This is a genomic window from Romboutsia sp. (assembly GCF_035470145.1).
In the GTDB taxonomy this organism is placed as follows: Bacteria; Bacillota; Clostridia; order Peptostreptococcales; family Peptostreptococcaceae; genus Romboutsia_D.
In genome coordinates, this window is record NZ_DATIRC010000218.1 from 1 (window position 1) to 14,915 (window position 14,915).

Consider the following 14,915-nt stretch of genomic DNA (forward strand, 5'->3'; position numbering starts at 1 on the left):
TTTGGTTTATCTATAAATACTATTCCAAAATTATAAGCTATTTTATAATATTTATAGGATGTATTTAGTTTTTCAAATTCTTCTTCAAATTCTGGACTATGAACTATATTAAATGCTGGCGTTAAATTTTCTATACTATTATCTAATTCTCTTTTGGAAATTTTTTTCGATGATTTATTATCTTTATAATCATGTTTTTCTTTTGTTACTTTACTTTCATTTCCTGGAGCTGTTACAGTTAGCTTCTTATTTGGTTTTGAAAACCGTATATTTTTTGAAGCTTCGTCTGTGGTCTGTATGTATATATCTATATTTCCAGTAATTATACTCGTAGGTTGAATTACCAATTTCCATATTCCAGTAATTATTGATGTTATAGAACTCATTTGTATTCTTACTCTTTTTTTCAAATTATATGGAGCTATTGGATAGAAATATCCTTTTATTTTAGTTCTTCCTATAATATTTTTTATTTGTCCTGATGTTAATGAAATTGACTTTGTTTGTGCATTAGATGGACTTACTAAATAAACACTAAAATCATCTACAAAATCTGGCCATATATTTATATTTAATAGTTTTTCATCTTCACCTACTATAAATTCTATCTCTAGTTTTTCATCTTTGCCTTTTTCTAATTTTAGTATGTCTCCATTATATTTCACTACTACTTCATAATCTATGCTAAACACCTCACTATAAAATCAACTCTTTTTTAAATTTCAAGTATAATCATGAAACTGTTAATTCTGGTGATTATAAATATTTTTATTATAATATATATGTATTAATAATATTTTTATTGCATAATAATATATTGATTTAATTTAATAATCTAAAATAAAAAAATTATGGCTGATAGGCATCTTACAAAACATTAAGTTGCATCTAGAGAAACCTTAGATGATACTATCAAGATATTAACGATATCATCTAAGGTTTAGAAAAGTTGTTTATAAATAAAATGCTAGGGTTGTATCTAAAAAATATCAAGTTCAATCGGGCGAATATATAACGATACCTAGTGAATAAAAATACACCTTATCCAATAATACTTGCAATTTGGCGTATAGTTTCTTTTAAATTTAAAATTCCATACCCTTGAGATGCATTTGGATACATATATATATCTTTCTTTGTAGCTCCTAACATTAAATATGTTTTTAATATTTCTGTAAATAAAAGATTTTTGCTATCTTTATTTTGTTCACTTATATAATCTATCATTATAGCTAATACACCACATACAATTGAACTGCTAACACCAGTTCCTGTAGCTGTATTATATGATTTATTATTTGATGGTCCTATTATATCTACACCTGGAGCTACTATATCTGGTTTTATACGTTTTCCTTTTACTGGTCCTTTAGATGATCCTATCCACATACTATTAGTTTTATCATCATAACATCCAATTGTTATAATATTTTGGGTTGTTGCATACAAAGTTATTGTTGAAGATGAATTTGGGTCTAAAAATCTAGTAGCTTCAGATATCAAATTTTTATTTGGTAAGTAAACGCCATACTCTCCATCTATGATAAATTCAGGAAACAGCCTTAGTTTCCATATACCCGGTTTTATATCTTTAATATATATATATGTTTGTTCACTTCCTGACTGTAGCCATGGATATGAGTACACAATTTCATATAAAGAATTTTCTATATTAAATTTACCCTTATATGGATAATATTGTGGGTTATAATCAACCTTATCACTTGTCTCTCCTCCTGGAGATATTAATTGCACACCTATCTTATCCGGCAAACTAGCACTTAAAACAATCTCTAAATTGAGTTGTTTCCCTACTTGAATTATTACATCTTGTTCACTACTCTCATTTGTTATTTTGCCTTCATAGTGAATATCTGTGTTCCCTTCATTTCCTGCACCACTTACTGTTATTACTCCCGGATTACCTAAATCATTAAAAGAATCTAGCACGGTAATATCAGTTGTGGCTGTTGATTTATCTCCTATTGTTAGATTTATTATTAAAAATTTTTCTTCTTTCTTTGAAACATCTATGACATATTTTATTGCTGCTAAAAAATCTGCAGATTGATAATTTATTTTATCTTTCATATAAGCATCTTTATATTCTTTTAACTTCACTACTATTAATTCACTATCTATTGCTACACCTTTATACAATGAATTTAAATTTCCTCTTCCACAACATATTCCAGCAGCTATTGTTCCTGTACCAACATTATCCCGTGTCAAACTAGGATCATTTTCTTTTATTGCTTTATTAATTTCTTCTCTAGTTATATCACGCCCAAATGGATAATTTTGTTCTTTACTTTTTTCTCCATTTTGATCCCATATAGATATTATCTTTGTAGTTCCATCTTTATTTATAAAATCTGGGTGTAAATAATCTATACCAGAGTCTATAATTGCAATCATCATATCTTTTCCTGAAGATAATATATATGGATTTTTATATATATAATTTGTTCCTGCTGCAGTTGTAACAGTTTCTCCTTCTCTAAGATTGTTAGTTATCTCTATTAAAGAACTTATTGGGCTTGATGGTTCCCAAGCTGAGATTACCGGTATTTCATTTAATTTTATTTCATCAAAATCTATAGGTACATATATTGTAGCAAGTTGATTATTTAATATAACATATGTATCTATATTATTTTTTTTCAGTGAATTTTCTAATTCAAGTTCTGTTCCTTCATAAATCATAATATAAGATTTTGTCATATATAATCTCCTATTTTTATTTTAATTGGTCAAAAATTCCTTTTATGTCTAATATACCATAACCATAATCATTATTAGGATAAGTTATATCAATACTCCTTTTTGCGCCTGCCTTAATATATGTTTTCATCTTTTGAGAAAATGACTTACTAGGATATATTCCATCTACTAAGACATACTGCATATAAAGAGCTGCTGCACCTGATACATGTGCTGCTGCTGGTGCTGTTCCTGTTATTGTTGCATACGTATTTCCTGGATAAGGTGCTATTATATTAACTCCTGGAGCCACTATATCTGGTTTCTGTGTCCCTGCTATTGTTGGTCCTCTTGAAGATTTTGACCATAAACTATTATTAATAGTGTCATATGCTCCTACAGTCATATCAGCATCATATGTACCAGGATAGTTTATTGTATATAAAGGGTCAGTTTCTCTAAATTTAGTTCCTTGTTTTAAGAATACTCTGTTTGGTAAGTATGCTTGATAAGTTCCATTCGTTATATACTCTCCAATTAATCTTATTTTCCAAATCCCTTTTTTTGCTCTATTTAAATTTACTGTGATTTTTTCTTGACCTGAGTATTTTGTAGGGTATATATATGTTATTAAATAATCTGTTGCTTCTAAATCAAATAAACCTGTTACTACTTTATAACTTTGAAGTGCTAATACCTTACTTTCTTGCCCTGTTGGAGATACTAATGATACAGTTACTTTATCTGGCCTATCTATCCATATATCTATTTGTATTGTATCTTCATCCTGTAATAATTCTAATTCTATATCTTTTTGTTGTCCATTAAATTCGATTTTTCCTGACGTGTGTGTTTGAGCATTGCCTTCATTACCTGCCGCTGATACAGTACATATTCCCTGTAGGAAGAACGTTTGTTGTACTATTTGTTCATAAGTTCTTCCAGCCAGATTGTTACTTCCTATAGATAAATTTATTATAATTGGTATCTTTTCTGCATATGATTTTTTATACAAATATTGAACTGCTGCAAGTAAATTTGCACCAGTATATTCTCCTTCTATTTTCGCTAACTTTACTACTATTAAATCTGCTTCTTTTGCTACACCCGAATATTCACTATTTTTTCTTCCTAGGCCTGCACATATTCCACTTATCATTGTTCCATGTCCTTCTTCATCTTTTGATAAACTTGAATCTTGATTCGCAATTGCCCTATTTATATCTTCTCTAGTGTATTCTGTTCCAATAAAAAATCCTTCAGGTGGATTTCCTTCTTTTGTTTGATCCCATAAGTATAGTATTTTTGATGTTTCATCAGGATATATAAAGTCCTCATGTAAATAATCTATACCTGAATCTACAATACATATAGCTACACCTCTTCCTGTTATAGATATATTAGGATTATTTTCAAAAAAATTAGCACCTATATCTTCGGTTGCAACAACTCCTTGTGATATTCCTTTGCTTATTTCTCCTAATAAAGCTAATCTTACATTATATTCAAATCTTAATACTGATTTTAAATTTACAATGTTAGGAAGATAGTTTAAACTATCTTCATCTATAAATACTATCCCAAAATTATCACTTATTTTATAATATCTAGATGGTATATTTAATTTTTTAAGATCTTCCTCAAATCCTGGACTGTGAATTATATTTAATCCAAATTTTAAATTTGTTGCTTTATTCTCATATTTTCTTGTTTTGTATTTTTTAATTAATTTGTATCTTTTTAAATTTCTATATCTAATGATTTCTTCTTGATTTGTTTGGGCCATGCTATCTAAATTAATATCTGATTTTAAAAACCTTGTACCTTTTGAAATTCCTTCTGAGGTTGATATGTATATATATTTTTTTCCAGTAATTCTACTCATAGGTACAAATATCAACTTCCATATCCCAGGACTTATTGATTTTGTAGAACTCATTTGTATCATTACTCTTGTGCTTGAAGAATATGGAGCTATTGGATAAAAATATCCTTTTATTTTAGTTAAACCTATAATATTTTTTATTTGTCCTGATGTTAATGAAATGGGCTGTGTCTGTACTTTAGATGGACTTACTAAATAAATACTAAAATCATCTACAAAATCTGGCCATATATTTATATTTAATAGTTTTTCATCTTCACCTACTATAAATTCTATCTCTAGTTTTTCATCTTTGCTTTTTTCTAATTTTAGTATGTCTCCATTATATTTCACTACTACTTCATAATCTATGCTAAACACCTCACTATAAAATCAACTCTTTTTTAAATTTCAAGTATCATCATAAAACTGTCAATTCGTATCATTATAAATATTTTTATTATAATATATATGTATTAATAATATTTTTATTTCATAATAAATATATTGATTTAATTTAACAATCTAAAATAACCATCCCCTATACTGTAAGGGCATGGTTATCTATTATAACAATACACATTATTCAATAAAGTTTGCAATTTGGCGTATAGTTTCTTTTAAATTTAAAATTCCATACCCTTGAGATGCATTTGGATACATATATATATCTTTCTTTGTAGCTCCTAACATTAAATATGTTTTTAATACTCGTGTAAATAAAAGATTTTTGCTGCCTTTCTTTTGTTCACTTATATAATCCATCATTATAGCTAATACACCACATGTAATTGAACTGCTAACACCAGTTCCTGTAGCTGTATTATATGATTTATTGTTTGATGGTCCTATTATATCTACACCCGGAGCTACTATATCTGGTTTTATACGTTTTCTCTTTACTGGTCCTTTGGATGATCCTACCCATATACTATTAACTTTATCATTATAAGCTCCAACTGTTATCATATTTTCGGTTGTTGCATACAAAGTTATTGTTGAAAATGAATTTGGATTCACAAATCTAGTATCTTCAGATATCAAATTTTTATTTGGTAAATAAATGTCATATTCTCCTCCTATGATAAATTCAGGTAGCAATCTTAGTGTCCATATACCTGGCTTTATATCTTTAATATATATATATGTTTGTTCATTTCCTGACTGTAGCCATGGATATGAGTACACAATTTTATATAAAGCATTTTCTATATTAAATTTACCCTCATATGGGTAATATTCAGGTGTATAATTAACCTTATCACTTAACTCTCCTGCTGGAGATATTAATTGTACACCTATCTTATCCATCCCATTAACACTTAACGCAATGGTTAGGTCAAGTTGTTGCCCTACTTGAATTAGTACATCTTCTGCACTACTTTTATTTCTTATTTTGCCTTCATAGTGAATATCAGTGTTACCTTCATTTCCTGCACCACTTACTATTATTACCCCTGGAAAATCTAAATAATCAAAAGAATCTACCACTGTAAGATCAGTTGTAGCTGTTGATTCATTTCCTATTGTTAGATTTATTATCAAAAATTTTTCTTCTTTCTTTGAAATATCTATAACATATTTTATTGCTGCTAAAAAATCTGCAGCTTGATAATTTATTTTGTCTTTCATATAAATATCTTTATATTCTTTTAATTTTACTACTATTAATTCACTATCTATTGCTACACCTTTATACGATGAATTTAAATTTCCTCTTCCACAACATATTCCAGCAGCTATTGTTCCTGTACCAATATTATCCCGTGTCAAACTAGGATCATTTTCTTTTATTGCTTTATTAATTTCTTCTCTAGTTATATCACGTCCAAATGGATAATTTTGTTCTTTACTTTTTTCTCCATTTTGATCCCATATAGATATTATTTTTGTAGTTCCATCTTCATTTATAAAATCCGGGTGTAAATAGTCTATACCAGAGTCTATAATTGCAATCATTACACCTTTTCCTGAAGATAATATATATGGATTGTTATATATATAATCTGTTCCTGCTGCAATTGTAACATTTTGCCCTTCTCTAAGATTATTGGTTATCTCTATTAAAGAGCTTATTGGGCTTGATGCTTCCCAAGTTGAGATTACTGGTGTTTCAGTTAATTTCATTTCATCAAAATCTATAGGTACATATATTGCAGCAATTTTATCATTTAATATAACATATGTATCTATATTATTTTTTTTCAGTGCATTTTCTAGTTGTAATTCTGTTCCTTCATAAATAATAATATAAGATTTTGTCATATATAATCTCCTATTTTATCTTAATTGTTCAAACATACCTCTTATGTCTAATATACCATAACCATAACTATTGTTAGGATAAGTTATATCAATACTCCTTTTTGCCCCTACGTTAAGATATGTTTTTATCTTTTGAGAAAATGACTTGCTCCGATACATTCCATCTACTAAAACATACTGCATATAAAGAGCTGCTGCGCCTGAGACATATGCTGCTGCTGCTGCTGTTCCTGTTATTGTTGCATATGTATTTCCTGGATAAGGTGCTATTATATTAACTCCTGGAGCTACTATATCTGGTTTATATCCTCCTGCTATTGTTGGTCCTTTTGAAGATTTTACCCATAAACTATTATTAATAGTGTCATATGCTCCTACAGTTATGTTCTCATCATATGTAGCTGGATAGTTTATTGTATATAAAGGGTCAACTTCTCTAAATTTAGTTCCTGGTTTTAAAAATACCCTGTTTGGTAAGTATGCTTGATAAATTCCATTTGTTATATAATCTCCAATTAATCTTATTTTCCAAATTCCTTTTTTTACTTTATTTAAATTCACTCTAATACATTCTTGTCCTGAGTAAGTTGTAGGATATATATATGTTATTGAATACTCAGTTCCTTCTAAATCAAACAAACCTATTACTGGACTATAATCTGACTCTAATAATACCTTACTTTCTTCTCCTGTTGGAGATACTAATGCTACAGTTATTATATCTGGCTTATCTACCCATATCTCTATATCTATTGTATCTTCATCCTGTGATAGTTCTAGCTCTATATCTTTTATTTCTCCATTAAAGTTAAGTTTTCCTGACGTATGTGTTTGAGTATTTCCTTCATTACCTGCCGCTGATACAGTATATATTCCACTTTTGAAAAAAGTACTTCCTACTGTGGCAACAGATGTTCTTCCAACCAGAGCATTACTTCCTATCGAATAATTAATTACAATCGGTATATTTTCTTCATATGTTTTTTGGTCAAAATAGTCAGTTGCTGCAATTAAATTTGCACTAGTATAATATCCTTCTATTTTCCCTAACTTCACTACTATTAGTTCTGAATCTTCTGCTACACCCGCATATTCACTATTTTTCCTCCCTAATCCTACACATATTCCACTTATCATTGTCCCATGTCCTTCTTCATCTTTTGATAAACTTGTATCTTGATTTTCGATTGCCTTATTTATATCTTCTCTAGTGTATTCTGTTCCAATTGTATATCCTTTGGGTGGATTCCCATCTTTTGTTTGGTCCCATAAGTATCGTATTTTTGATGTTCCATCTGGATATATAAAATCTTCATGTAAATAATCTATACCTGTATCTGCTATACCTATAACTACGCCTTTTCCTGTTATAGATTCGTTTGAATTATTTTTAAAAAAGTTAGCACCTATATCTTCGGTTGCAACAACTCCTTGTGATATTCCTGGGCTTATTTCTCCTAATAAAGCTAAGCGCACATTAGGTTGATATTTTAATACTGATTCTAAATTTAAAATATCAGAAGTATAATTCTGATATCCTGCATCTATAAATACTACCCCAATATTATCACCTATTTTATAATATCTATATGGTATATTTAATTTTTGAAGATCTTTCTCAAGTTCTCCAGTGTGAATCATATTTATTCCATATCTCAAATTTGTTGCTTCGTTAACATACGGTTTTATTCTATATTTTTTAATTATTTTTTTTCTTTTTAATTTTCTATATCTAATGATTTTTTCTTGATTTGTTTGAGACATGTTATCTAAATTAATATCTGATAAATTTAATAATCCATATTCCATTGAATCATTTGGACAATGTTCCTTAGAATTTCTCTTTGAAGATTTTACTAAAGCTGATTTAAGCTTTTGGGAATATAAATATAAATCATTGCCCTGTACTATTCCCCATTCCATAAGAAGTGCTACAACTCCTGTTACATGTGGAGCTGCCATACTAGTTCCACTTAATACTCCACTATTTCCTTCTGATAATACTGATACTATACCTTCTCCTGGTGCCAATATATCTGGCTTATATACATTTAAACTTATATCACCTTCTCCTGAAAATATAGATACTGTATCCGTTATTGAATTATAACTGCCAACAGTTATTACTTTATTTGCAGTTCCTGGAACTGTTACAGTTAAATTCTTATCTGGCTTTAAAAATCTTGTATCTTTTAAATCTCCTTCTGAGGTTGATAGATAGATATCTATATTTCCAATGACTATGTTTATCGGTTCAAATACCAATTTCCATGTTCCTGGACTTATTGATTTTGTAGAACTTATTTGTATTGTTACTCTTCTTGTTAAATAATATGGAGCTACTGGATAAAAATATCCTTTTATTTTAGTTGAACCTATAATATTTTTTATTTCTCCTGATGTTAATGAAATGGGGTGTGTTTTTGTGTTAGATGGACTTACTAAATAAACACTAAAATTATCTACAAGGTCTGGCCATATATTTAGATTTAATAATTTTTCATTTTCATCTACTATAAATTCTACCTCTATTTTTTCACCTTTGTCTTTAATATTAATCCTTTTATGCGCACCTTTATCTCTATTATTTCCGGCTGAGACTACTATATTATTTTTCCAAAATGAACACATATCATCAATATATTGTTCAAATAAAGATAAACCTCTATGAGAACCTTCATTACTTCCATAACTTATGTTTATCGCTACAGGCATTTTTAATTCTAATGCTTTATCTAGTATAAATTTTATACCTCTCATAAAATCTGTACTTCTTCTTCCAACTTTTACAGCTATTATACTTGCCTCATTTGCTATCTCTGAACAAATTACGCTCACATGTGTTCCATGGCTACTAGTTGTTGATATATGTATTTTTGTTTGCCCTTTAATTGCTTTGTTTATATCTTCACTTGTATATAATGTTCCTTCTTTAAATCCGTCTGGAGAATTACCATTTATGGCTTGATCCCAATAATAAAGTATTTTAGATTTTCCATTTTTATCTTGAAATACTGGCAAACTATAGTCTATACCTGAATCTATAACACCAAGTATAACTCCTTTTCCTGTCAATTTATTATTTTTTTTAAATTCTTTTATTCCTGTACTATAAAAATTTTTAGTTTCTTGTGGCTCTAATATAAATGGCTCTTCTATATGCTCTATCTCTGAATAATTTAATAATTTTTTTATTTTTTCTTGTGAATCTGCCATTATTATGGCATAGTTGTATCCTAAAAGTTCTATAGATATGTCAATCTCATTTTCTAATTTTAGAATATCTCCATTATATTTCACTACTACTTCATAATCTATAATAAACACCTCTCTATATAATTAACTCTTTTTAAAACTATAAAAGCTCAATTTATCAATGATATAATATTTTAATAATGTATCATTGATAAATTAAGTATACAATCTATAACATGTATTAATTAATCAACATATTGGCTAATTAATTCAAATTTATCTCTAAAAATAAACTTTTATTATATATATATAATTTAAAAATATTTTCATTATATATATATGTATTAATAATATGTTTATTGCATAGTAAATATATCGATTTGATTTAATAACGAAATTTTTAAAAAGTATTTTTCATCTTAAAATATAAAAAGTGAAAGTTTTAGAGTTATTTTTCTCCAACTTTCACTTTTTATTAATTGATAATTATAATATATTAAGTTAGTTTATAAATTATTCCACAGTTATTGCATCCACTGGACATCCTTCACAAGCCTCTACTGCTGATTCTTCTAAATCGTCACTTATTTCATCTTCTATAGCTACTGCTAGTCCGTCATCATCCATTTCAAATACTTCTGGACATGTTCCTGTACATGCTCCACATCCTATACAAATGTCTTTGTCTACAAATGCCTTCATTTTGAAGTCCTCCTATTATTCATCTTTTGTTTTAACTACTTAATAGTTTAATCTATATATATCCAAATTTTATATTGATTAAACATTTTTTAAAATTCATCTATCTAGTATTTAAATAATAAAAAAACTATTTGACCACATACTCCACAATAAAGATATTACTATCTTTTATAATAAATTCTTTTTTATTCCTTTATTTAATATATTTTCATAATCTATAAAATCATATATATCTTCTTTGAATACTTTAGAAAACTGCTTAAGTTCTTCTAAAGATAACTCCTCTATAGATTTTTTATTATCTTCACAATAAATTACAATACTTCCTACAATACCATGCGCATCTCTAAATGCAACGTTATTATTAACTAAATAATCTGCAACTTCAGTAGCATTTAAGAATCCATGTTTTACTGCTTTTTTCATACTTTCTTCATTTACTTTAAGAGTAGATATCATTCTTTCCATGACTTGAATACACATTTGTATTGTATTTACACTATCAAAAAATCCTTCTTTATCCTCTTGCATATCTTTATTATAAGCTAGCGGCAATCCTTTCATAACAGTTAGTAATCCAAAAAGATTTCCATATACTCTTCCCGTCTTACCTCTAATTAATTCTGCACCATCAGGGTTTTTCTTTTGTGGCATTATACTACTTCCTGTTGTATATAGATCATCAATTTCTACAAACTTAAATTCTTGGCTACTCCATAATATTAACTCTTCACTTAGTCTACTTAAATGCATCATTATTATAGAAAAATCACCCATAAGTTCTAATAAATAATCTCTATCACTTACTCCGTCCATATAGTTTTCTACAACTCTTTTAAATCCTAATTTTTCTTGAGTTATATTTCTATCTATATTATGAGTTGTTCCTGCTAAAGCTCCACATCCTAATGGGCACTCATCTAATATTTCTAGTGCATTTTTCAATCTCTTTTCATCTCTATCAAACATACTATAATATGCCATTAAATGATGTTTGAAAGTAACAACTTGCGCTCTTTGAAGATGGGTATATCCTGGCATAATTACAGAGTTTTTATATGCAACTTCTTTTATAGTATTTTTAAAATTAGAAATTAGCTGTATTAAATCAGTAGTTTCTTCTTTTGCATATAATCTCATATCAGTTGCAACTTGGTCATTTCTGCTACGAGCTGTATGAAGTTTTTTCCCTACCTCTCCAATTCTTTTTATTAAATTTATTTCTATAAAACTATGTATATCTTCATAATTACCTTCAAGAGGTAGTTTTCCATTACATATATCTTCATGTATACTAACTAATCCATCAGTTATAGCTGTTCCCTCTTCTTCTGTTAATAAATTACAATGAACTTGCATATATACATGCGCTATACTACCTTCAATGTCTTTTTTATATAAAACTTTATCGTAGTCAAAAGACTTGTTAAATTCCTCCATAAGTTTATTTTCTTCTTTTCTAAAACGTCCACCCCATAATTTCATTTTCCTTCACCTCTCGTAATATATTTTTAATTATTTAAAATTGCTTCATTTAATTGAAGTTTTTGTTTCTCATAGCTATCATTACCAATAATATTAGTTATAAAACTTATATTGCTAATATTTAGTATATTTTTCTTCGTTGTTTCATTTGTCACAGATTTATAAAAAAAGTCTCTTGGTCTAAAAGACCAAGAGACGAAATATAATCCGCGTTACCACTCTTATTGATAAATCAATACAAATAGATTATGATATACGCATTTATTTCTGTATTAAAAAAGTCCCTTGGTTATAAAAACCAAGAGACGAAATCTTCCGCGTTACCACTCTAATTAATAAGTTAAACTTATCCACTCTATTCTCTTAAGGCGAGATTTACCTAATACCATACTATAATTTCAAGTATTATTCTCCAAAGCTCTCTTCAATATAAATATTGTTACTAGGCTCACACCAACCCTAACTCGCTGAAACTTAATTCATATTTACTTTCTTTTTCATTGAATTTATTTGTATTTTACTTTATTTTATATATGATTATATAATCACTTTACTAAATAGTCAATATATTTTTAATTATTTTATATTAGAATTCTGCATTCTTAGGAGTTCTTGGGAATGGTATTACGTCTCTTATGTTAGACATACCAGTCATGTACATTATGATTCTTTCAAATCCTAACCCAAACCCTGAGTGAGTAGCTGTTCCAAACTTTCTAAGTTCTAAGTACCACCAGTAATCTTCCTTATTTAATCCCATTTCTTCTATTCTTTCTAATAGTTTTTCTTCTCTTTCTTCTCTCTGAGAACCTCCAACTATTTCTCCTACTCCTGGAACTAATAAGTCCATAGCTCTAACAGTTTTTCCATCTTCATTCATTCTCATATAGAATGCTTTTATATCTTTTGGATAATCAGTAACGAATACTGGAGCTTTGAATATTTCTTCTGTTAAATATCTTTCATGCTCTGTTTGAAGATCATCTCCCCACTTAACTGGGTATTCAAACTTATGTCCTGATTCTATTAACATCTCAACTGCTTTAGTGTAAGGTAATCTTGTGAACTCAGAGTTTACTACGTTATTTAATCTTTCTAATAATCCTTTATCAACAAAGCTATTGAAGAATTCCATTTCTTCTGGAGCATTTTCCATTACGTAGTTTATAACGTATTTTATCATATCTTCAGCAAGTTCCATGTTATCTTCTAGGTCAGCGAAACAGATTTCAGGCTCTATCATCCAGAATTCTGACGCATGTCTTTGTGTAAATGAGTTTTCCGCTCTGAAAGTTGGTCCAAATGTATAAACATTTCTAAATGCAAGTGCCATTATTTCTGCGTTTAATTGACCACTAACTGTTAAGTTAGCTTCTTTTCCGAAGAAATCTTTAGAGTAATCTATTTTTCCTTCTTCAGTTGTAGGAATGTTGTTTAAGTCCATAGTAGTTATTCTAAACATTTCTCCTGCACCTTCACAGTCACTTCCTGTTATGATTGGAGAATGTGCATATACGAAGTTTCTTTCTTGGAAGAACTTGTGTATAGCGAATGCTGCTAAACTTCTTACTCTAAATACTGCAGAGAAAGTATTACTTCTTGGTCTTAAATGAGCTATTGTTCTTAAGTACTCTAAAGTATGTCTTTTCTTTTGAAGTGGGTATGAACTATCAGACTCACCTTCTACAACTATATTAGTTGCATGTATTTCAACAGGTTGCTTAGCACCTTCAGTTGAAACTAATTCACCTTCTACAAGTATAGATGAACTTATTGGTAATTTTCCGATTTCCTTGAAGTTCTCTAATTTATCTTCAGCTACTACTATTTGCATATTTTTGAAGAAACTTCCATCATTTAATTCTATGAAGCCGAAGTTCTTAGATGTTCTAGATGTTCTTATCCATCCAGCTACTTTTACAGTTTTTCCTACATATTCTTCTTTGCTTCTGTATAATTCTTTTACAGTTAAAAATTCTTGTTGCATTTTAATTTCCTCCTCATTATTATGTAATTAATTTTGTTAAACTTGTATGTTAGACACATCAATTATATACAAGGATATAGGTTTTATGTATAAAAAAAGCCTTCCATCCCTGTGAAAAGGGACGAAAGGCTATTACTCTCGCGGTACCACCCTAGTTGCCAAAATAAATTTGACCTCTTAGTTAAGCTATGCTTATAGTCTGTAACGGGACTTCCCGTCTAAGCCTACTTTCTTAAAAAGATTTCGGTTAGAGACTCCGAGATGTTCTTCAATATAAACTTCGTACTGAGCTTTCACCATCCTCAATTCGCTAAAACTACTTTTTATATTTACTGTTCTCTTCACTGTCTTTATTTTAATATTATTTCAATTATTTAAGAAGATTATACCAACTTATAAAATTTAAGTCAATGTTTTATTTTTATTAAAATAATTATATTTATTAAATTCCAACAATTAATACTTTTTTAAATATTCAATAAAGTTTCATACTATCTATTTATATTTTCTATATTATTGTTTAATTTTTTTTAATTTATTAATAATCCTAAGAGGAGGTGTTTTATTTGAAATATTTATTAATCTTTCTTATTATTCTCTCATTTATAGCTCCATCGGCTGAAAGTGATAAATCATTTTCTAGTGTTTTTAAGGATGGATTTTATAATTATATAACTTGCTTAGATAATTCTTTAAATTACTTAGTTGAAAATG

8 protein-coding genes, 1 pseudogene and 2 other annotated features are annotated in these 14,915 nt (G+C 28.3%); all 9 genes and pseudogenes read right to left on the reverse strand.

What is annotated here, in order from left to right; genetic code table 11:
- A pseudogene (locus VLM92_RS09365) lies at positions 1 to 692 on the reverse strand (hypothetical protein); the annotation flags it as partial.
- 349 nt (positions 693 to 1,041) lie between these two features.
- Positions 1,042 to 2,724: a bile acid germinant receptor pseudoprotease CspC gene (gene cspC / locus VLM92_RS09370; protein WP_325276078.1), complete on the reverse strand. Its 1,683-nt coding sequence runs from the start codon at positions 2,722 to 2,724 to the stop codon at positions 1,042 to 1,044.
- A gap of 16 nt (positions 2,725 to 2,740) precedes the next feature.
- Entirely contained in the window at positions 2,741 to 4,948 is a 2,208-nt protein-coding gene (locus VLM92_RS09375) for a S8 family serine peptidase (RefSeq protein WP_325276079.1), read from the reverse strand.
- A 201-nt stretch (positions 4,949 to 5,149) separates the two neighbouring features.
- Positions 5,150 to 6,832: a bile acid germinant receptor pseudoprotease CspC gene (cspC, locus tag VLM92_RS09380; protein ID WP_325276080.1), complete on the reverse strand. Its 1,683-nt coding sequence runs from the start codon at positions 6,830 to 6,832 to the stop codon at positions 5,150 to 5,152.
- Positions 6,833 to 6,847: 15 nt separating this feature from the next.
- Positions 6,848 to 10,159: a bifunctional germination protease/germinant receptor pseudoprotease CspBA gene (gene cspBA, locus VLM92_RS09385; RefSeq protein ID WP_325276081.1), complete on the reverse strand. Its 3,312-nt coding sequence runs from the start codon at positions 10,157 to 10,159 to the stop codon at positions 6,848 to 6,850.
- Between the two features lie 381 nt (positions 10,160 to 10,540).
- Complete coding sequence (locus tag VLM92_RS09390; protein WP_325276082.1) at positions 10,541 to 10,729, reverse strand: ferredoxin; 189 nt, start codon at positions 10,727 to 10,729, stop codon at positions 10,541 to 10,543.
- Between the two features lie 168 nt (positions 10,730 to 10,897).
- Positions 10,898 to 12,214 carry an argininosuccinate lyase gene (gene argH, locus VLM92_RS09395; protein ID WP_325276083.1) on the reverse strand — a complete coding sequence of 439 codons (1,317 nt, stop codon included), beginning with the start codon at positions 12,212 to 12,214 and terminating at the stop codon, positions 10,898 to 10,900.
- Positions 12,215 to 12,240: 26 nt separating this feature from the next.
- A complete protein-coding gene (locus VLM92_RS09400) occupies positions 12,241 to 12,369 on the reverse strand; it encodes a hypothetical protein (protein WP_325276084.1) in 129 nt (42 codons plus the stop codon).
- 143 nt (positions 12,370 to 12,512) lie between these two features.
- Positions 12,513 to 12,724: a binding site (T-box leader), on the reverse strand.
- 76 nt (positions 12,725 to 12,800) lie between these two features.
- Complete coding sequence (gene asnS, locus VLM92_RS09405) at positions 12,801 to 14,201, reverse strand: asparagine--tRNA ligase (RefSeq protein WP_325276085.1); 1,401 nt, start codon at positions 14,199 to 14,201, stop codon at positions 12,801 to 12,803.
- Between the two features lie 114 nt (positions 14,202 to 14,315).
- Positions 14,316 to 14,555, reverse strand: a binding site (T-box leader).
- Positions 14,556 to 14,915 lie beyond the last annotated feature (360 nt).